Source organism: Psychrobacter sp. ANT_H59 (assembly GCF_008369225.1).
In the GTDB taxonomy this organism is placed as follows: domain Bacteria; phylum Pseudomonadota; class Gammaproteobacteria; order Pseudomonadales; family Moraxellaceae; genus Psychrobacter; species Psychrobacter cryohalolentis.
The window spans coordinates 630,052-651,943 of the sequence record NZ_VOBE01000001.1; the positions used below are offsets into that span (position 1 = coordinate 630,052).

General features: G+C 44.6%; 19 protein-coding genes. 1 reads left to right on the plus strand and 18 read right to left on the minus strand.

Features of this window, described 5'->3' with window-relative positions; all coding sequences use genetic code 11:
* Positions 1–67: 67 nt before the first annotated feature.
* The 18 genes from FQ083_RS02480 to FQ083_RS02565 form a co-directional block, all read right to left on the minus strand.
* Positions 68–1,558, minus strand: coding sequence for an aldehyde dehydrogenase family protein (locus FQ083_RS02480; protein WP_149408696.1), 1,491 nt, complete (start codon positions 1,556–1,558; stop codon positions 68–70).
* Between the two features lie 255 nt (positions 1,559–1,813).
* Entirely contained in the window at positions 1,814–3,211 is a 1,398-nt protein-coding gene (locus FQ083_RS02485; protein ID WP_149408797.1) for a VOC family protein, read from the minus strand.
* A 132-nt stretch (positions 3,212–3,343) separates the two neighbouring features.
* Complete coding sequence (locus tag FQ083_RS02490; protein WP_149408697.1) at positions 3,344–4,615, minus strand: aspartate aminotransferase family protein; 1,272 nt, start codon at positions 4,613–4,615, stop codon at positions 3,344–3,346.
* Between the two features lie 163 nt (positions 4,616–4,778).
* On the minus strand, positions 4,779–5,756 hold the full coding sequence (locus FQ083_RS02495) for a LysR substrate-binding domain-containing protein (RefSeq protein WP_149408698.1): 978 nt from the start codon (positions 5,754–5,756) through the stop codon (positions 4,779–4,781).
* 152 nt (positions 5,757–5,908) lie between these two features.
* The gene (locus FQ083_RS02500; RefSeq protein ID WP_149408699.1) at positions 5,909–6,622 is read right to left on the minus strand and encodes a DUF6977 family protein; all 714 of its coding nucleotides are present in this window, start codon (positions 6,620–6,622) and stop codon (positions 5,909–5,911) included.
* Positions 6,623–6,986: 364 nt separating this feature from the next.
* Positions 6,987–8,195: a chromate efflux transporter gene (chrA, locus tag FQ083_RS02505; RefSeq protein WP_149408700.1), complete on the minus strand. Its 1,209-nt coding sequence runs from the start codon at positions 8,193–8,195 to the stop codon at positions 6,987–6,989.
* 89 nt (positions 8,196–8,284) lie between these two features.
* On the minus strand, positions 8,285–8,974 hold the full coding sequence (locus FQ083_RS02510; RefSeq protein WP_149408701.1) for a hypothetical protein: 690 nt from the start codon (positions 8,972–8,974) through the stop codon (positions 8,285–8,287).
* A gap of 243 nt (positions 8,975–9,217) precedes the next feature.
* Positions 9,218–10,537 carry a short-chain fatty acid transporter gene (locus FQ083_RS02515; RefSeq protein ID WP_149408702.1) on the minus strand — a complete coding sequence of 440 codons (1,320 nt, stop codon included), beginning with the start codon at positions 10,535–10,537 and terminating at the stop codon, positions 9,218–9,220.
* 284 nt (positions 10,538–10,821) lie between these two features.
* Positions 10,822–12,087 carry a RidA family protein gene (locus FQ083_RS02520; RefSeq protein ID WP_149408703.1) on the minus strand — a complete coding sequence of 422 codons (1,266 nt, stop codon included), beginning with the start codon at positions 12,085–12,087 and terminating at the stop codon, positions 10,822–10,824.
* Between the two features lie 174 nt (positions 12,088–12,261).
* Positions 12,262–12,846, minus strand: a complete 585-nt coding sequence (locus tag FQ083_RS02525; protein ID WP_149408704.1) for a HupE/UreJ family protein — start codon at positions 12,844–12,846, stop codon at positions 12,262–12,264.
* Between the two features lie 247 nt (positions 12,847–13,093).
* Positions 13,094–13,732 (minus strand): urease accessory protein UreG, encoded by a 639-nt coding sequence (gene ureG / locus FQ083_RS02530; protein ID WP_149408705.1) that lies wholly within the window; start codon positions 13,730–13,732, stop codon positions 13,094–13,096.
* A 35-nt stretch (positions 13,733–13,767) separates the two neighbouring features.
* Positions 13,768–14,475: an urease accessory protein UreF gene (locus FQ083_RS02535; RefSeq protein ID WP_149408706.1), complete on the minus strand. Its 708-nt coding sequence runs from the start codon at positions 14,473–14,475 to the stop codon at positions 13,768–13,770.
* Positions 14,465–15,007 carry an urease accessory protein UreE gene (ureE, locus tag FQ083_RS02540; protein ID WP_149408707.1) on the minus strand — a complete coding sequence of 181 codons (543 nt, stop codon included), beginning with the start codon at positions 15,005–15,007 and terminating at the stop codon, positions 14,465–14,467. The genes FQ083_RS02535 and ureE overlap by 11 nt, the downstream gene beginning before the upstream one ends.
* 35 nt (positions 15,008–15,042) lie before the next feature.
* Entirely contained in the window at positions 15,043–16,746 is a 1,704-nt protein-coding gene (gene ureC, locus FQ083_RS02545; protein WP_149408708.1) for an urease subunit alpha, read from the minus strand.
* Positions 16,743–17,078: an urease subunit beta gene (locus tag FQ083_RS02550; protein WP_149408709.1), complete on the minus strand. Its 336-nt coding sequence runs from the start codon at positions 17,076–17,078 to the stop codon at positions 16,743–16,745. The genes ureC and FQ083_RS02550 overlap by 4 nt, the downstream gene beginning before the upstream one ends.
* Positions 17,079–17,106: 28 nt before the next feature.
* On the minus strand, positions 17,107–17,409 hold the full coding sequence (gene ureA / locus FQ083_RS02555; RefSeq protein WP_011513222.1) for an urease subunit gamma: 303 nt from the start codon (positions 17,407–17,409) through the stop codon (positions 17,107–17,109).
* A gap of 96 nt (positions 17,410–17,505) precedes the next feature.
* Positions 17,506–18,414, minus strand: coding sequence for an urease accessory protein UreD (locus tag FQ083_RS02560; RefSeq protein WP_149408710.1), 909 nt, complete (start codon positions 18,412–18,414; stop codon positions 17,506–17,508).
* 520 nt (positions 18,415–18,934) lie between these two features.
* Complete coding sequence (locus FQ083_RS02565) at positions 18,935–19,579, minus strand: glutathione S-transferase (RefSeq protein ID WP_188004050.1); 645 nt, start codon at positions 19,577–19,579, stop codon at positions 18,935–18,937.
* Between the two features lie 328 nt (positions 19,580–19,907).
* Here FQ083_RS02565 and FQ083_RS02570 point away from each other — a divergent pair, with 328 nt between their 5' ends.
* Positions 19,908–21,794 carry an autotransporter domain-containing protein gene (locus FQ083_RS02570; RefSeq protein WP_149408712.1) on the plus strand — a complete coding sequence of 629 codons (1,887 nt, stop codon included), beginning with the start codon at positions 19,908–19,910 and terminating at the stop codon, positions 21,792–21,794.
* Positions 21,795–21,892 lie beyond the last annotated feature (98 nt).

Sequence of the window (21,892 nt, forward strand, 5' to 3'; positions counted from 1 at the left end):
TTAAGCACACATAACGCGCGCTTAACTGGCTAAAAACACACTTTTACATTAGCAACTATGGCTTGCATTAACCGAAATTAATACCCTGTGCTAGTGGTAGCTCAGTTGAGTAGTTGACCGTATTGGTCTGACGACGCATATAGTTTTTCCACGCATCAGAGCCTGACTCACGACCACCACCGGTTTCTTTTTCGCCGCCGAATGCGCCACCAATCTCAGCACCACTGGTACCGATGTTAACGTTGGCAATACCACAGTCACTACCGCGGGCACTTAAGAACAGCTCAGCTTCACGTAAGTCATTGGTAAAGACGCAAGAAGATAAACCTTGTGGTACGTCATTTTGCAGCTCTAAAGCTTCGTCGAAGTCTGTATAGGTCATGACATATAAGATCGGTGCAAAAGTCTCATGACGGACGACGTCGTTTTGCGCATCCATCTCAACGATGGCTGGCGTCACGTAGTAAGCGTTTGGATACTTATCTTGTAAGACACGCTCGCCACCAGTGACTGTACCGCCGGCTGCACGGGCTTTGGTCAAGGCGTCTTGCATGTTATTGAAGCTATCTTCGTCGATAAGTGGACCGACCAAGTTGCCTTCTAGTGGATGACCAATGCTCACTGTTGAATAAGCGGATTTTATGCGTGGTAAGATGTCGTCTTTCACGGATTCGTGGACGAATAGACGGCGTAGCGTAGTGCAGCGCTGACCTGCCGTACCGACAGCTGAGAACAGAATACCACGTAAGGCTAGGTCTAAATCGGCACTTGGCGTTAGGATCATGGCGTTGTTACCACCAAGTTCAAGTAAAGACTTACCGAAACGCTCAGCGACTTTTGGCCCTACGATTCTGCCCATACGTGTGCTGCCCGTCGCACTGACGAGAGCCACATCTTTATGCTCAACCAACGCATTACCGACATCGGCTTCACCCAATAAGAGCTGAGATAGATTGAAAGGCGCATCACCAAATTTGGCCAAAGCTTTTTCGAATAGCGCTTGGCAAGCGATGGCGGTTAAAGGAGTTTTTTCTGAAGGTTTCCAGATGACAGGGTTACCACAGACCAAGGCTAGCGCCGTGTTCCATGACCAAACCGCAACAGGAAAGTTAAATGCTGAGATGACCGCGATGACGCCGAGTGGCTGCCAAGTTTCGCGCATGTGGTGACCAGGACGCTCTGAGGCGATAGTCAAACCATAAAGCTGACGAGATAGACCTACTGCAAAGTCGCAGATATCGATCATCTCTTGGACCTCGCCTAGACCTTCTTCTTTGATTTTACCGGCTTCTAGAGAAACTAGCGCGCCTAGATCTTCTTTGTGCTCACGGAGCACTTCGCCTAAAATACGGACCAATTCGCCACGCTTAGGAGCAGGCACTGTACGCCATTCTTTGAAGGCTTTTTTAGCATCTTGTATTTGTGTGTCGACATCATTCACTTGATGCAAAGCGACCTTACCGATGACTTCACCATCGATAGGGCTATGAACTGCGAAATCGCCTGCTTGGTACTGGCTTTCGTCGACGCCCATGGCTGACATGTATTGCTTAATCATACTGACTCCTTTGTATAGTATTTCGTTACGTCCGTGCAGATCTATAAACTACGCTGCCATCGCTCAAGTTGCAAAATAATAAATTTCTTGCTGTCATTCATTTTTGGAATGGCATTCTAAACTTAGTGGATAAAATCTTAATGAATCAATATATTGACTGATATCCTTTTCACTGTATTAAAGCGGATTAAACCTTACTGGCCTAAAACAATTTTTTAACTGCTCCACTGTTTTGTCTTTTAACCATAAGTTGCTTTAAGCCACTTGTCGTAATGAGGCCAAACACGCTTGTAGACTCTCGTTCTGCCGCTGCGCATATAATGCCAATTCATCTTGCACACGCATGCCTAAGGCTTGCTCAAATTCTTGCTTATTGGACTGACCATCATAGCTGTTCTCGCTATCACTATGAAGATTGGACTGGAAGATACCGGCTGCACTCACAGGCAAAAAGTCTTCATAAACAATCGGCTCAATAAGAATGGTATCTTGCTCAATCAGGCTTTGCAGATCGGCAGCAGAGAGCTCGTTTGACGATGGATCCACGAACTGATTTGCAAAAGCTTCCTTGTCAGCTACCTGATAGAGGAAATAAGCGAGCTGCTCATGATGCAGTGTCTGATAATCGTCTGGAAAAGCGGCAAAAGATTCGCTTAATAATCGATAATATTGCTCAGCATTGTCTTCATTTGGGGTCGTACCCAACTTTTTACGGGCGGCGTTAAGCAATTGGTCGTAAAGGGCACGGCCTTTTGGGGTCAGGGCTACACCGCGCTGCTCAATCTCACCAAAGCGAGCGGTATGCTGACCGGATTCATACTGACCGTCAGCACCTTTAAAACTCACTGGCTCTATTAATGCTTTAAAACTGGTCTGGCGCAAAAGAATAGGACAGTGACGGCGTGGCGGTCCCTCGATGATCGCTTTTGGTGTAATTCCTCGGCTCTGCATACCTTGTTGGACGGCATCGATATCTAGCGTCCTTGGGGTCAAATGATTGATATGTGGTCCTTTAAACCCAACCACATCGGCAATCAGTTGATGTTGAGCTGCCAACTGCTCATATATGTCTTTCGAGATAGGCGACTGCTCATGCCAACGAAAGGTCTCGAGCGCTTCTTGGACAAATTGCTCACCCTGCTCATTCGTTAGACCGCCCTCGTTTTCATAAATTTTAATCAGTTTGATCGCGTCATCGGTAAAGATACAGCGTGCATCCAGTGCCGCTTGGGCTTGTTGCTTGAGCGTCTCATCGCCAATCAAATCTAAACGCAACAATGAGGTAAATACGCGAAACGGGCTATTATTGAGCGATGCCGTATCAATCGCGCGAAACGCTGTAGAATGCACTGGCACGCCAGCAGGCGCTAGGTCATAGTAACCGACCGGGTGCATGCCCATAACTGCAAACAAACGACGCATCATCATAAGCTCTGCCGCCGTACCCAATCGAATCGCTCCATGGCGCTCCATGCTCAGTCTATCGATTTCATCGGTATTCTTAAGCTGTTCAGCAATCTCAGGTTGCTTGTCCAATACATCCTTATTAACTTCAGCGACCAGATTCATAAGATCAGTATATAGCGGCACTTCTTTTTGATACATCTTTGACATAGCGAGCGAAAAACGATGACGGATATCATCACTGCTCATATTTTTTTGGTTTGAACTTAAATGCTCTAAACTCACGGTTATTCTCCTTAAACTGCTTGTGATGACAAATGAATAATAGTTAAAAATGATGGCTACTTGATATAGAAAAATAGAAGCTACAAGCAATATTACTCATTGAATCGGCAGCTCGTTTGGGATGGATGCTAGAATGCCTTTCAAGATATCAAGACCTTCTTGTAGGGTTTCAGGCTCAATCGTTAATGGCGGTAATAAGCGAATAATATGGCGGTATTTACCACTAGGCATCAACAGCAGTCCTTGCTTACGAGCTTCCGCTAAAATATAGGCCATCACGCTTGGGTGCGTACCGTGAGACGGATGACGCAGTTCAATGCCACGCATAGCACCGATACCGGTTAAACTATATAACCAAGGCGTTATACCCTCTTGCTGCCACTGCGCTATCGTCTTTTCAATGGTCTGCTGATAGTGTTTTGCGAAGTCCCATACGGCATTTTCTGCCATGATATCGAGCGTGGCATTGGCAGCAGCACATGCTACTGGGTTGCCAGAATAAGTACCGCCCAAGCTGCCCTTTGGTAAGTCGTTCATGACAGTGCCTTTACCAATGACTGCCCCCAATGGTAAACCGCCGGCAATACTTTTACCCAGCAATACCATATCAGGCTCGATACCTAGATGGCTGAAAGCAAAAGGTGTACCTGTACGCCCAAAGCCTGACTGAATCTCGTCCATAATGAGCAAGATGCCATGATCATCACAAAACTTACGTAAGTATTGAGCAAATTTTGGCGACATTAATTGAAAACCGCCCTCACCTTGCACCGGTTCTGCGATGATAGCGCCAATATTACCAATATCCGTTTCGACTTCGAACAGGCGCAGCAAAGCGTCAATGGCTTGCTGGTCACTGATGTTATTGTCAGGGCTTGGGAAGGGAATATGATAGACACTGCCAGCAAGAGGGCCAAGACCGCGTTTATATGGGGCCACTTTACCATTAAGGTTGACAGCTGCGAGGGTACGGCCATGAAAGCCCCCATCAAAAGCGATCACACCGACACGACCGGTCTTCATACGGGCAATTTTGATCGCATTTTCGGTCGCTTCGGCGCCGCAATTGGTCAGCATGCCGGACAACTCGCCTGCAATAGGAACTAAATCGCAAAGTCTCGGCATGAGCTTTTGGTAAGGCAGGTGACCTGCCGCATTGTAGGCGTAGTGAATGAGGCTTTGTGATTGAGCGATGATAGCGTCAACGATATGTGGGTGGCAATGACCAAAATTTAATACGCCGATACCACCGACGAAATCAATATAGTGCTTGCCATTCGTATCCCAAACGTGCGCATTTTTGCCTTTGCTCAGGGTTACTGGATGCACCATGGTGAATGCATCGGTAACGTTATACAACGAATCCATGAACGTCTCTCATCTTCCTTGAGTTAGACGCTCATTTCAACAAAAACCTAGGATTTGGGCAAACGAATAATAGTTGGGCGGGCATTCCTTTTTGTCATCGTGGCTGATTGGAGCGATTGTTTTTTTCACCACTGGCTTTTAGCAGTTAATCATCTTACTGTCGTTATCCATGGCTGACACTCGTACAAGTGATACCCAACAAACTGGCTAACTCTACTTGACTCTGACTAGAGGTTTCTAAGTAGCGTGCAATCCACTCTTGCATCACTTTGGTTTTGTGCGAGTTGCCAAGCGATAAAGGATAAGACATATAGTAAGCCCCTCTCCCCTTGGCTGCATAACGCCAAGCCATAACCAACTGACCTGATTGCAGCTCAGGAGCCACCAAACGTAACGGCACCAAGGCAACGCCATAACCGGTTAAAGCTGCCGAAATACAGGCATGAAACGTATCAAAGCGTGGACCTACAAACGTACCATCCAAGCTAATCTGCTGCTGCTTAAAGTACTCGTACCATGCGCTAGGCCGTGAGCTCAGCTGTAGCAGCACATAGCTGTCCGACTGCTGCGGTTGCAAGTCTTTACCTTGCAAATAATCAGGGCGACAAACTGCCACACAGTACTCATCAAACAATTTAACATTTTTCATTCCCGACCACGTCCCTTCTCCGTATAAGAACGCAATATCAACATCATGCTCTTCGGAGAAAAATGGACCTACCTGCTCTTTAATATCCAGCCTAATTAAAGGATTTTCCTGGCTAAAGCCGTGAAGCGCAGGAATCAGCCAACGTGCACAAAAGGTGGGATGCGAGACCATTTTTAGCACTTCCAAATTACTGCTATGCGACATCAAATTGGTCGTCGCAGTCTCAATATGCTTAAGAATACTTAGTACATCGATATAGTAAGATTTGCCGGCAGGCGTTAACGAAATACGCTGCGAGGTACGATAAAACAAAGAGATATTCAGCATCTCTTCTAACTGCGCCACTTGCTTGCTTATCGCACTTTGCGTCATATGCAGCTCTAAGGCAGCATTAGTAAAGCTTAGGTGACGAGCCGCTGTCTCGAAGCATTGCAGCGCAGTCGTCGAAGGGTATCTTCTAAACGCAAGTGAAGGATTGGTATCAGTTTTCATAGTCTGTTTTTATTTTCTTCCATGATAATAGATGTGGTACTTCGTATCACATCACTTCTTTTAAGGACAGTCTAAGGTTAGTATGCCACTACAGCCTAGCAAGAAAATTGGTTAACCAGTTTCTTATACTAAATTGAGCGCTGGTCTAGTGATCAGATCCAGCCCGCTTCCAAAAGCTCTTCGGTGTTACTCACTTTAAAGTCATGATATAAGTTAAAAAATACCGCTGGATCTTCAATATTATCCAGCAACTCTCGTTTATGGAGCGCCACAAACATCGCTAGTGCATAAGCTGCAGAGTGGATAGATTTTTTTGGATTAAACTCCATATCAGTAAAGGCTTGATATTGCATGACCTCTTCATGCAGCTGAGGGTTTTGCTTTAATGCATTCACATATAGCCAATCATAAAACGTCGTTAATGGCTCTACACTCCACTCCATACCGAAATAATTATAGCCAATGAGTTCACCCGAGGTGACTAATCGCTCATCTTTTTTGGCTTGTCTGGGCGGTGCACTTAGCAAGTCGATATAGGGGCCACCGTCCTCAAAAACCATACTGCTTTGAAAGGCGTTTTCGACACTATACTGCTCGCCATCATTCTCATCAGTCAGCTTTAGGCTCAAAGGGCTCAGCAGAAAACTCAGCTTATTACCCGATTTACTCGACAGCTCTAAAACGTGATTAAAGCCATATTTTTTGCGAATAACTTGATGCATATCATTGATAGATTTTTTCTTTTGCCGACTCGCAAATCCCACATGGCGCTCAAAGCGAACCATGTCTGTTTTTACCAGATTATCACTGTTCACTCTAGGCATGAATACAGGTCTTTTTTCTACCGCGCTTTGTGCTTGTTCCATCGTGATGTACCTTATATCAATAATCTTTTATCAATGTTCTTTTATAACCGATTAAGTGCGTCTGCCCAGTCCGAAATATATCGAATCCAATCAGCGCTCGCGGGGCAGTTTATCTTATTATGGGTCATTTATCCTGCTCTATTTTAGCGTTATCAATAACCTTGAGCTATGCTGCATAAACGGTAAAGATAAATTTGGTGAATTTCAGCTTTACCGTTTGAGGTGGATGTTGAAACGTAACTTGATGTGGTGACTCTTGAGAGAGTTAAACCTTCCAAAATTAGAAAAAACTACTTAATAATACGCAATTTTTAAAATTAGCAATTTCTGAATGTATCTGATTACTATACAGGTAGTTGCCACTTTATAGTGTTAGTAACCATCCAGCGGCTCCGCAGCCAATCACTACCAGCCAAGCAGGGAATTTCCAGAACATCAAAGCAATGAGAGCGACCAATGCCAGACCAAAATCTTTTGCTTCAATGATAGCGCTTGTCCATACAGGCTGATAAAGCGCTGCCAATAACAAACCAACGACCGCTGCATTAATACCAGATAGTGCGGCTCTTGTGCGCAGATTTTGGCGTAGACTCTCCCAAAATGGCAGTGCGCCCATAACCAATAAAAATGACGGCGCAAAGATTGCTATCAAGCAAATCATCCCTCCTAGCCAGCCACTAGGAGCTTGATTCATCGAGCTACCTAGAAATGCTGCGAAGGTAAATAAAGGTCCTGGCACTGCTTGCGTAGCTCCGTAACCTGCTAAAAAAGTATCATTACTTATCCAGCCTGCGGGAACAATCTCAGCCTGTAATAATGGCAATACTACGTGTCCGCCACCAAATACAAGTGATCCTGCACGAAAAAAGGTATCTACCATAGATAGGGTTTGGCTTGGATACAATGCAGTCAGCAGCGGTAAGCCAATGAGCAAGGAAAAAAACAAGAACAACCAAACAAGTCCAGTCCGACGTCTCACAGTAATAGGAAGCGGGTCATGAGCAATCACTTTTTCAGGCTGGAACCATAGCAGCCCAATAATGGCGGCAATCGCAATAACGCTTACTTGAGCTAATGCAGAAGGCACCAAAAGTACAAAACAAGCAGCCAGCGCCATGATAGAGATTCGCGCAACATCGGTACAGAGATTTTTCCCCATACCCCATACCGCTTGTGCAACCACAGCCACTGCCGCGACCTTTAAACCATGCAATACACCAAGTGGAACAATATCCCCATAACTGCTAATACCTATGGCAAACAACATAAGCACTATGGCAGAGGGTAAGGTAAAACCCGTCCAAGCAGCCAGCGCGCCAGTATATCCTGCTCGAGATAACCCGATAGCAATGCCAACTTGGCTGCTGGCAGGTCCTGGTAAAAACTGACAGAGCGCGATTAAATCGGCATAGCTGTTCTCAGTCAGCCACTTGCGGCGTATTACAAACTCATCACGGAAATAGCCCAAATGAGCGACAGGGCCACCAAATGAGGTCAATCCCAATCTAAGGAAGATAAGAAAAACAGCCCATGCTGATTTGCTTTCAATATTGGCGTTATTATGATGTACCACGTGTCACTCTCCTTGGCAGACCGTATAAAGAGAAAGTGTTATAACTTAAAGTCACATACAGAGTTTGATTAACTATTTGGTGTTATTTACTACTCAGCATCATCTAATAATTTATTAAGGGTTTCTATCATGGGGTCATCTATGATGTGGTCTTCTATATAATCCACTATCTGATAGAGCGTCGCCAGATCCATTGCGCGAATATCTAAGCTAGCTAACTGCGCATTGATAGTCCCTAAGCGCTCGTTGTCATCGTCGCCATCACTTACGAACCAATACATCTGCTCTAGCAAGGTGTCTTGTTTGGTTAATGTTGAATAGCTATCGCCCTGAATAAATAAATTAAAATAATAAGGCATCTCTATATCATTAATAAAAAAAGTACGCTTACACTCTAGGGTATAGGCTTGTGCTTCTTCACTGTCGTTGCTGTCAACGCCTGAGTCATTTTTGTCGTCTTCGCCACGTTCAAGCACTTCTTTTACCAAGCCTTCTAGGAGTTGGTAGCGCCCTGCTTTTATTTTGTGATTGTAAATAATACTCGCATCCGCGATTGCTTCGAAGATAATGGCGCTAACATCTAGAGTGTGATTATCAATATCATAGAAGCTCTTTAAAGCAGGTAAAAATTCAGTTAGCTGCTCTTCAGGGACTGGTATGAGAAATTGCTGCTCGTATATCTTGATCATGTCTTCGGGCGCGTAAGTATTGGCAGTATCAGTCTCGTTTCTACCGGTAGGCTGTAATGGTAAAAAATTATACGGGTTATCATTGGTCATTTGGGACGGCCTTTTATATATGTTAGATTTAATAAATGTCTGCTATCAAAAAAAATGAGAGTCTCTAAGCGCATATATCACTCTTAATATACGCTTAAAATTTATGCGGGTATTGTCGCTTATTTGGACAATTTTAGATAGACAGCTAGACATACCCCTTGAATTATTCTCATAAAAAAAGACCTTACCCATCAAATAGGCAAGGTCTAAACGCTAAGTCGTACCAAAAACGCTAGGTTTTAATTATAAAAACAATAGCCCTAAACCAATCACAACACCACTAACAATCAGGACGATGACACAAAAACCCATGATATCTTTGGCTTTGAGTCCCGCAATTGCCAAGGCTGGCAATGCCCAAAACGGCTGAATCATATTTGTCCATGCGTCACCCCATGCAACTGCCATAGCAACCTTTGCAGGGTCACTGCCCAGCATCTCTGCCGCCTCTAACATAATGGGTGCTTGTACCGCCCATTGTCCACCACCTGAAGGGACAAAGAAATTGACGAGTCCTGCACTTAAGAAGGCAAAAAGTGGCAATGTCTCAGCTGACGAGATATTGACGAATGCTTCTGACATCACGCCTGCCAAGCCTGACGCTGTCATCATACCCATGATTCCTGCATAAAACGGAAACTGGACAATAATAGCACCAGCACCTTTGACCGCTTCTTGAACGGCAATCAAATACTTACGAGGCGTTCCGTGAAAGATAATCCCAAGGAACAAAAACATAAAGTTGACCAAATCAAGCGTCAAGGCAAAGCCATTTTGTACAAAATAATAGACGATAAAAGCAATACCTAATGCGCCAATGATCATGGATAAAATCCAGCTATTTTCCAAACGCTCTGCTGGTGTCATGTCCGATTTTGCTGGCAGCACTTCATCAATTGGTTCAACCAGAAGTCTCGGATCTACCGTCACCGTATCTTCTTTTTTGGGCATCATCAGACGATTTAGTAAAGGAACGATGATAATCAATGCCACGACTATAACTAAGTTATAACTGGCAAAAATCGTTTCACTGGTTGGAATAACACCAATCTTATCAGCGAACGGATGACCCGCTGTCGCAATGGATAACGGAATGGAGCCCGAAAACCCAGCATGCCAAATAATAAAACCAGAATAAGCACTGGCAATCAATAAACGGTAATCGACATGTTCAACACGCTTTGCCAATTCTTTGGCGAATAATGCTCCAATCACCAACCCAAATCCCCAGTTGATCCAGCTTGCCGCAAGGGATACTAAAGTTACCAAGATTATGGCACTGCCCGGCGATTTTGCTAAACTTGCAAGCTTTCCTAAACCTTTTTTAAATATCGGACTGCTTGCCAATACAAAACCTGTGACTAATACCAACACCATCTGCATTGAGAATGCGAGTAATGCCCAAAACCCTTCACCCCAAAACGCCACCATCTGTACCGGTGAAGAGTCAGTTAATCCTAAACCCAGTACAAAAATAACCACTGTTAAGATAATAACGAACAAAAATGGATCCGGTAAATACTTCTCCATTAAGCTATTCGAAAAACGGGTAATCCCTTTCATTTTATAACTTCCTTTTTATATAAATTTTCCTTGAGTGCTATTATTAGCTAACTATAGTCAAAATACTCTAAAAACACTACGGTACTGCTATGAATGACTCTTTTTTATTTAGACCTTACTGTTCCTGTCTACTTTTACCTGTTTAGTTATATCTTCCACATATAAAAAGGCTTCCAAATAGTTGAAAGCCTTTTTATTTTATTTAAGTGATGAATCATAAATTGATTATGACGCTCTAGAAAACGCGCGTCAAACCAATTGTTATGACAAAATCTGAATAACTACTATCTTACAGGTGGCGTCCCTTCAGCATTAGAGAGCACTGCATCGATTTGTATCAAGGCATCCATAGGGATTGCTGATACCCCAAACACTGTTCTGGCAGGCAGCTCACCGTCAAAAAACGTGGCGTAAACATCATTGACCGTGTCAATATCGCTAATGTCTTTGAGTTGGACAGTTACTTTAACGATGTCATCCATTTTATGATCGATACTCTCAGCAATGGCTTTGATATTCTCTAAACACTGCTTAGTCTGCGCTTTTATATCACCGTCGATGAGCTGGCCTGTTTCAGAATTGATAGGCAATTGACCCGAAAGGTGATTATAGTGAGAAAAAGCAACTGTCTGCGTGCTTAACGAGTGCTTTGGCGCTTGCTCAGTATTATTGGCTTTGATCACAATGCCATGTCGATCTTCAACGGCTTGTGGCGGTGTGCCATCTCCATGTGATACTACGGCTTCAACTTGTACCAAAGCAGCCATAGGTAGCCCTGAAACCATAGTCACTGTGCGCGCTGGTAGATAATTGACGGCTCTCGCAATAGCCGTGTCTGGGAAAAAAGTGCTATAAACGTCATCGACGGCTGCGTTATCAGCAAGGTTAGTTATCCCAATATTTATTTTGACAATGTCATCAATACCGACATCGATACTATTCAAAATCGACTTGATATTGGTTAGGCATTGCGCCGTCTGCGCTGCTATACCGCCTGCTACTAGTTGCCCTGAAATAGGATCGATTGGTAATTGTGCTGAAACGTTATTATAATGAGAAAAAGCAACGGTTTGGGTAGATAGAGAGTCAATTGGCGCATTATCAGTGTTTTTTGCCACTTTCACGAGCTCGCAAGGGGCTTGCGGATGCGTACCTTCGCCATTTGAAAGTAGTGCATCCATTTGTACTAAAGCACCGCTTATAGGTAGCTCTGCAACCATCACTACGTTACGTGTCGGCAAATAGTTGCTAAAGAACGTGCGGTAGACAGCATCTACTGCCTGCATATCTGCAATATCTTTTAAAAATACAGTGATTTTAATCACATCATCCATGAGATGATCGGTACTTTCTACAATTGCCTTGATATTATCTAAGCACTGTTTGGCTTGTGCTGAGATGTCAGCAGAGGCTAATGCTCCAGTCTTAGGATCGATTGATAACTGCGCTGAGATGTTATTGTAATGAGAAAAAGCAACGCTCTGAGTTGAGGTTGCGCTAATCGGCGCACGGTTCGTGTTTCTAGATAATTTTATGATGGTATCATTCATATCGTGATAATCCCTATTTGATATATTTATTAATGCAGCAGGCATCTAGCCCACTGTCGTCGCTTTAAGATCTTTAGCAGATGCGAAAAGGAATATGAGAAACTAAAAAACCGTAGGAAGTCCCTACGGCTTCTTAGCTTGATGCGAAACGAGATTTTTTTTGATTAATACATATTAGCCCGCAGCCAATACCCCACCAATAATAGCAACCACGCCGCCTAATGCACGGGTAATACGGTTATCGGCTTTGAGCATCATGGTACCCAGACTACGACCGATAAAGGTAATAGCTAAGGTGGCGACAACGAAGCCAGCCATATAAAGCAATAAGCTTGAACCTTGTGTCATTTCAGTACCATGAGCATAACCGTGGGCGACCATAAACAGGGCAACCAATGTTCCACCAACAGCAGTCGGTAGTTTTGCTAACGTGGCGATTAGTACACCGACTAGCAATACTGACATGGCGATACCAGTCTCTACCCCAGCCAAACTGATACCCGCCCAAGCAAGGCCTGCGCCAGCTATCATGCCGCCTACGACAAATAACGGCGTGCCACGTTTCATCGTAGTGTTTTGGCGGATACTCCAAAAACCAATCGCGCCCATAGCCAATAAGTGGTCAAGGCCCATCATCGGATGCAGTAAGCCGCTAAGGAAACCATTGCTCACCTGCTCGCCATGGCCAGGGTGGGCCATCGCCAAAGTGGCAGTCATCATCAACCCTGCTATCAGCAGCAATTTAGTCATTTTATTCATCTTTCTCTCCTATTTTTTTTGTTTTCTGTTGTCTGATTGATTGGTCTAGTTAATACTTTGAAGTACTGTCCGCGTACTTATAGTTGATCCACTTTTAAAAGAGTACAGAACTACTGGGGTTGATTATTCGCAGCCTCTGTCTGCGTAGCCACAGCAAGCAAGAAAAATTAACCCCAGTAGTGATTGATAATATTTGCATTTTTTTATTTAGGACTGACTATAATTATTAAGTGCGAGCAATTAAGCATTAAGCATTGGCGCTTAGCTTTCCAGGACGACGCTCAGGTAACATACCTTGCTTTAAGATAAAGCGAATGATTTCTTCTACACCTACACCGTCATATAAATTTGTGAAGATAAAAGGACGCTCGCCGCGCATTTTCTTTGAATCACGCTCCATGATATCTAGCGAAGCATGTACGTATTTGGCGATGTCAATTTTATTAATAATTAACAAATCAGACTTAGTGATACCTGGTCCACCTTTACGAGGGATTTTGTCACCAGCAGCGACATCGATGACATATAAGGTCAAATCAGAAAGCTCTGGGCTAAAGGTAGCCGCAAGGTTATCGCCGCCAGACTCTACTAACACCAGCTCTAGGTTAGGATGGCGCGTTTGCAAATCATCAATAGCAGCTAAATTCATCGAGGCATCTTCGCGGATAGCGGTATGCGGACAGCCGCCCGTTTCTACGCCCAAAATACGATCGGCAGGCAAGGCATCATGCTTTAATAAAAAATCGGCATCTTCACGCGTATAGATGTCGTTAGTAACCACAGCGATATCATAGTGATCTTTTAGTGCGCTACATAACTGACGTAATAGAGCTGTTTTTCCAGAACCAACCGGACCACCAACGCCTACTCTTAAACAATGTTTCATGTATATTTTTCCTTATCTAATAACGAAGCATTAATTTAGCTTCGAAATAATCGTGAATATTGAGTTTCATGTTGAGCACTACCCAGTGCTAAGCCGGGTAAAATCGGACCCAACTGCTCATCAGTTAAGGTTAAAGCCTTATCAACTGCCGCCACCAGTTGTGGACGCAAGGTCTCGTTCAAACGTTGTGCAGCGGTATGACCGAGTGGCATTGCTTTGCAAGCAGCCGCCAGCTGATTTTCTAGCCAGCCCCAAGCAAATCCCAGTAGAGCTTGACGTACAGGCACCTGCCTTTGATGGGCAGTCCACGCAAAGACGGTGACATAGCCCGGTTCCTTTGGTAGCTCGGCATGACCTAACGCTGGCTGTGGCTGCAACTCTAAACTGTTGAGCAAGCGCATCAATGCTTGACCTAAACGTGTGTCTTCATCGCTCAGCTCAGCGGTTTCCCGATTGGCATGTAGCCAATCATTCCAAAAGGCCAGACCATCACCGTCGTTATTTGCCCAACATCTCTGTAAACGTGCTAAGACAGGCAGTTCACAATGCGTCAAACCGTCACCTAAAACGCCTTCCAACCATTCGCCCAGTTGAGCTTCATTATTGACCCAACCCAGCTCAAACGCACTTTCCAAACCTTGTGACCAAGCAAAAGCACCAATAGGTAATGCTGGGCTAATTAATTGCATCAAACCTAACAATGCCAGATCGCTCACAGCATTTGACGGCTCATCAATGCGCATGGTTATGACCGTCGTGTTCAGAATGATCGTGGTCATGAGAATGAGAGTGAGAATGCGCATGACTATTTGAGTGCGAGTGCTCGCGACCAGCCTGCGCATAAGCACCAGATTCAGGATCAAATGGTGCGTCGTGATGCACCAACTCTGCTCCCAATAGTACTGCTAGCTCCTCAAGCACATGATCTGGAGGAAAACGCACCCAATGACGCCCATCTTCATCGCTACCAAGGGCGAGTGACACATGTCGATTACCTAAGTGATAACACAGTCTGGCTAGTGGTAAACCGCTTTCGATATAAGCAGTAGCCACTGGCTCATCAGCTGCAAGCACTTGAATCACCTCACCACTATTGGCTTGTAGCAAATCACCATGACGAAGCACAGGACCTCGGTCAAGAAACAGACCCACATCACGTTCGTTATCACTAACTGCCTTTAGACGGCCACGAATACGTAGCTCATAAGGCAAAGTCAAGGTGTCATAAATGTCGACCGAAGTATTGCCGTCCATTCTTTTTATTAATTCAAGCATATTATTATCCTTACAAACGATTTAAAACAACTGGTCTAGAACAGATGATAAAGCTGCGCCAATGGTAATTCAGAGAGCGGCTCACACGTTAAAAGCACACCGTCTACACGAACTTCATAAGTTTCTGGATCTACCGTAATGTTCGGGCAGTAATCGTTCAGCTTCATGTCTTTTTTGCGCATGCTACGAACGTTTTTACACGCGACCAATCGGCTTCTTAGACCCAGTTTTTCTTCAAGACCCGTGTTCATCGCAGCTTGGCTAACGAAAGTAACACGTGTGGCAGAAACTGCACGTCCTAGCGCGCCAAACATACGGCGGTAATGCACTGGCTGCGGGGTCGAAATTGCGGCGTTAGGATCACCCATTGCAGCACCAGCAATCATGCCGCCTTTTAAGATAATGGAGGGCTTAACACCAAAAAACTTAGGACGCCATAGTACCAAGTCTGCCATTTTTCCAATCTCTATCGAGCCCACTTCATGTGATACACCATGGGTGATGGCAGGATTGATGGTATATTTGGCAATATAACGTTTGACTCGGAAGTTATCAGTACCGCGCTCTTGATCTTCTGGTAGCAGACCACGTTGCAGGCGCATTTTGTGCGCGGTTTGCCATGTACGGCAGACCACTTCACCAATACGGCCCATGGCTTGCGAGTCCGATGAAATCATCGAAATCGCACCAAGATCGTGCAAGATATCCTCTGCAGCAATGGTCTCACGGCGGATACGCGAGTCAGCAAAGGCCACATCTTCAGGAATATTTGGGTCTAAGTGATGACACTCCATCAGCATGTCGAGATGCTCGTCAACAGTGTTGATGGTGTACGGGCGTGTTGGATTGGTCGATGACGGTAAAACGTTTGGCTGACCACAAGCGACAATAATATCTGGCGCGTGACCACCACCCGCACCTTCAGTATGATACGAATGGATACAGCGGTCTTTAAAGGCCTCTAGCGTATCTTTGACAAATCCTGACTCATTTAAACTATCAGCATGTAGCGCTACCTGAATATCGTAACGGTCAGCAACATCAAGCGCATTACTAATCGTTGCTGGCGTTGCCGCCCAATCTTCATGAACTTTTAAACTCATAACGCCAGCTTTGACTTGCTCTTCAAGTGCTGCAGGCGTACTGGCACTGCCTTTACCCAAAAATCCGATGTTAATAGGCAGGTCATCCACGGCTTGCATCATTTTGCCAATGTGCCACGGTCCAGGCGTGTTGGTGGTAGCGACTGAGCCAGTTGCAGGGCCAGTACCGCCACCAATCATAGTGGTAAGACCGCTCATTAACGCCTCATCTACTTGCTGCGGGCAGATATAGTGCACGTGTGTGTCTACTGCGCCTGCAGTCAAGATTTGGTTTTCACCAGCGATAATCTCAGTACCTGCGCCAATAATAATATCAATATCTGGCTGCGTATCTGGGTTGCCGGCTTTACCGATAGCTGCAACGCGGCCATCTTTTAAGCCAACATCGGCTTTTACGATGCCCCACCAATCGATAATAATCACGTTGGTAATCACAGTATCCATCACTGAGTCTGAGCACAATTGGCTTTGACCCATACCATCACGAATCACTTTACCGCCACCAAATACTACCTCTTCACCATAATGAGTATGGTCTTTTTCAATCTCGATCCAAAGCTCAGTATCGCCTAAACGGATGCGGTCGCCAACGGTCGGACCATACATATTGGCATAGGCGTCGCGAGATATTTTCATCGTGTTTCTCCTGAATCTGAATTGTCATCTAGCGCACCCATCACCTCACCTCTAAAGCCAAAGATGCGGCGCAATCCTGCATAAGGCAGTAACGACACCTCACGTTTTTGACCTGACTCAAAGCGCGTAGCGGTGCCAGCAGGTATCGCTAGGCGATGACCATAGGCTTTTTTACGATCAAAGCTCAGTGCGCTGTTGGTTTCAGCAAAGTGATAGTGAGAGCCCACTTGTATAGGGCGATCACCGGTATTGGCCACTTCAATCACAAAGCTGTCGCGACCTACGCACAGTTCAATATCACCTTTCTTTAATTGATATTCACCCGGAATCATCATGCTCTCCTTAAGCTTTATGCTCTTATTAGATAATAGGACTGTGAACAGTCACCAGTTTGGTGCCATCAGGGAAAGTCGCTTCGACCTGAATACTTTCAATCATCTCAGGTACACCTTCCATCACATCATCACGAGTTAAAATTTCGCGACCGGCGCCCATCATTTCTGCCACAGTGCGCCCTTCTCGTGCGCCTTCCATAATCTCACAACTTATCAGAGCAATCGCTTCTGGATAATTAAGCTTCAGCCCTTTTGCCTTACGGCGCTCAGCCAAAAGCCCAGCAGTAAAAAGCATTAATTTGTCTTTGTCTCTAGGGGTTAGTTCCATTATTTTCTCCATTATTATTGATATTGTTGTGCTGAAAACCGATTGATTTGCGGCTTGCTTTTATGCGTAATCGAAAAAAAATACGCAAAAGAATTATTAGGTTAACCAAATGCGCGGTATGACGGCTTTATGACCGGTTAATCTAGGACGCAGAATTTCCCTCGCTTGTTGCAATAAATCCCATGCTTCATTGCGCTCCATGCCCAAATAGCGAAGTAAGAGCACACCGCGGCGATAAGTCACCGCCCAATTGTGGTTGGCAGGTATTTTGTCGCGTAGTTCGGTAATGGTGTCAGCAGGGTCACTCAGTCCGACAGCCCAAAGGGTAGCGTGAACCGTAGCACCGCCTTGTCCCCATTTACCTAAAAAGCGAGGATGTGTTGGGTCAATGGCTTGGCGCTCTAACCATAGTGGCTGACCTTTTCGGCTAAGCTGAAAACGCTGTTCAATGATGCCGCTGACATAAGGTAAGTCGCTGGCTGGGCGACCAAGGCCAATAATTTCCCAGCCCAAGCATTTAGCCGTTTCAGCCAAATCAATAATCACCGTTTGCTCACCGCGTGACCCATCAAAAGCCAGCGTTTCTTGTGGCAGCCATTCAAGCGTGGCACCGTCTTCGATTTTAAGATGAGTATGCTGTGTCCAAGCGACATTATTGCTATCGGCTCGATACAGTTTGTTGGCAGCTGGGGTGGTTAATAAAGCGTGGGCGTTTTCAGACACCGTAACATCGATGGTTAAAGAATCACCGCTGGCAATACCGCCGGGCGGATGCAGAAGATACACATGACAGCAGCCATCACGACCTTCAGGGTAAAAAGCGCGCTGTACCCGCAGTGGACCATAGTGACGTGCGACATTCATGCGAGTAATGCGAGTGTCCGCTTCAGGATAAGCTGCAAACCCTAAAGTTAATGAGGCTGGCCAATGGCGGCTGGCATCAAAACGATGCCCAGAATCTATGATTGGCTGCGGATGCACAGGCATAGAAAATAAAATCGTCATGCGATTGGAAACCTTTTTTATAGGCCCAGCGCGACATACATCGCTGAATCGTCAGCAAATTGGCTGACAATAGCAAAATGAGAAAATACATTCACGTGCGCGGGTGAGGTTAGAGTGACAGTGGCAGCCTAGTAGCTGTCAGCGAATGTCATCAGTTGGGCAATGATTGCCTAAAAACCATAAAACGAGTAGTGCAGATAAATTGCGATGTACCATCAGGGTAGAAGATGCTTCCCTTGATATGTGTATGAGCTTAATCAATGCAAATAGGCGCTCTAAAAAAGCACTTATGGGCAAACAGCCATACTGTTTATCTCTTATAAGCCAACCGTACATAATTGTCAAATTATTTCTTTACACATTGGTAAAAATTATGGCAGCTTAATCCTATTTTTAGTTAATCTGTACTGTGAATCTTGTAGTAATTCAATAAGATAGATAGCTAGAAGATAGTAACCCTAGCAAACATGAGACGAAAATTTCAAAGTATTAACACTTATTAAATATTTTGGAGGAAGTCTCAGCAAAAAATTACTGCTTCATCCCCATCCTGCCACGGCTGAAATTTGGTCATCGTTTGCAAAAAAAACGGATGCTGCAGCCAATCTTGTAACCATCGCTGTAGATTTGGATAAGGGAGGCTATAAAAAACATCGCGATCGACATGAGCGAATTGACGGACAAAAGGCATAATACCAATATCGGCAATCGTTACAGTTTTCCCTAGCAAATAAGGATTTTTAGTCAGCAACTCCTCTAACACTTGTAAAAATATTTCACCCTTCTGTTGATACTCTGTCTGGGTCATGTCTATATGACGATCGGCATATTTATAGCGATCGAGCCAATATTTAAATTCGTTGTCGTTTTTATCAATCAAAGCATTTGCCTGCTGCAAAACCTCTGCATCCAAAAGCCCTTGCGGATCTTGCTGCTCAAGCGCCCATATCATTATCTCTCTACTCTCTTCAATCACCGTCCTATCTACAAGTTGTAAAACAGGTACCGTACCTTTTGGGCTAATGGCTAGCATCTGAGACGGCTTATTTTTCAGTGTTATTTCGCGCAGCTCTACCTGTAGCTCAGCAAACAGTATGCCGAGACGGGCGCGCATGGCATAAGGGCAGCGACGAAAAGAATACAGGCAATGATAAGAGGAAGTCATAGGTAGGGTTCGTAGTTGAATTGAGATTAATAAGTTTAGACGCGGAGGTTGATTATTACTAGGGCGTGTCATCATTTTAAAAATGCTAGGGACGATACCTTCATTTACACATCATAACAATGCAAGTAATTGCATTCAACGATGGTCTGGATAATTTAGAAGATAGAGCACTAGGTTAGAACGATATTTACAGCACCATGGTTAAAAGTTTTATACTTGTTAGCTTATTCAACTTATATTGGGATTTACGATAAATTCGATTGATAGGATTTTCTAAAGCAGTTACACTTCCTTAATAAACCGCTACATTCACGACAAGGAAGTCGATATGCCTCGTAATATCTCTCACGCTATTATTAACCCTACCACCCTTAAAACATTGACCAAAAGTATGCTTGCCATCTCGCTATCAATGGCAGGTCTAGCGCATGCTGAGCTTTATAGCAGCGTGACATTTTTTGGTGATAGCTTGACTGATGGCGGTTATTTTAGTCCCATTACCCAAGGCAAGCTCGGTATTAAAGAGTCAGGTCAATTTACAACCAACCCTGATAATGTATGGGCGACCTCATTTGCTGAGCAACTTGGTACAACAGCTGCTCCCATCGTTTATCTTGGAAATCAAGCTGGTAATAACTATGCTATTGGTGGTGCAAGAGCAGGCAAGGATATCGTTAATACGGACTTTGGCGTTAACGTTCCTGTTGCGTCTGTGAACACTCAAGTTAATGGTTATCTGGCTAATAAAAAAGTTGATCCTAATGGTATGTATGTGGTGTGGGGAGGCGCAAACGATTTACTTGCGGCAGCTGCAAATCCTGCTAATGCGATAAATACGATTTCATCAGCGGCTGGCAGCCAAGTCGCCGCTATTAAAGCGCTCAAAGATAGTGGTGCGAACTATATTTTAGTACCTAATATCCCTGATATAGGTCTAACACCTACTGCTATCGCTGCAGGAGCAGGGTTTCAATCGTCTGGTACGATGTTAGCAAATTTATATAATCAAACTATGTATAGTGGTGCGGTCGCTACGGGTGCTAATATCATACCGCTCGATACTTTTAGCTTATTACAACAAGTCGCTGCCAATCCTACGGCTTATGGCTTTACTAATATGACTCAAAAAGCTTGTAACACCTCAAGCTCGCTTTTATGTGGATCAAGTAATTTAGTCGTGCCAGGTGCCAATGAAAGCTATTTCTTTGCTGATGGTATCCATCCGTCGGGACGTGCGCATCAAATGATTGCCGATTATGCCAATGCCGTCGTAACCGCGCCTAGCCTTATTGGCGTACTGCCGCACATTGCGACGACAGCAGGACTGGCAACTAGTGAGCGCTTACAATCTCACATCAATCAATTCCAAAGTAGTGAACAAAAAACTGCCCGTACCTTGTGGGCAACTGGTGAGTTCGAAAATCAAGACATTACAGGGTTTGAAGGCGATAGTAATACCCAAGTATTATTAGGCGTAGACTTTGCTCATCCCAATTCCGCACATGCAGTAACAGGCTTATATGGCAATATCACTCAAAAGGATTTTGAGAATTCGGGAGTTCGTACTGGCTTAAGCAATATCGATCTAGAAGAAGTTGGCTTTGGTGTCTATCACAGCAATATCTTAGATACGCTTGGCGGTGTGCAAATCAATGGTGCCGTTGGCTTTGGTAATCTAGACGTTGATGTCACACGAGCGGTCACACTTGGCGGTAATAAGCAAGAGTTTAACTCTAATGCTGATGGTAAACGTTACTATGCTAACTTGCAGGCAGGATATCCGATGCAGTTCAGCAGCCTTGCTATCACGCCATATATCGGTGCAACGGCTAGCCGTGTAAGATTGGACGCGCTAAAAGAGCAAGAAATGTCTGGTATCGCCATGCAGTTTGATGAGCAAAAATATACTACCACTTATGGCAAACTTGGCGTGAAAGCCAACCATAATCTAGGCGATTCACTTAATGTATTCGGTGATATTCATTATCAAAAGCAGTTGAGTGACAATCGTGAAGCAGCTTCTGCGCGTCTTAACACCATAGCAAATATCAGCTTTGATACGCCAATGGTACAGACCGACGATGATAATTTTGGCATGACACTTGGCGTATCTAAAAGCTTTGGTCAATTAAATGCCAATGCTGGTGTTACGTACTCGCAAGGTGATGATGACAAATCAACGAATTTGTTTGTTGGTCTTAGCAGCACTTACTAAACGGTTTGAATCAAGCTTAGTCGCTGATAGTTTATATATTGAAGCTCAAAAAAACCGCCAAATGCTAAAAAGTGCTTGGCGGTTTTCTATTGAGAGGG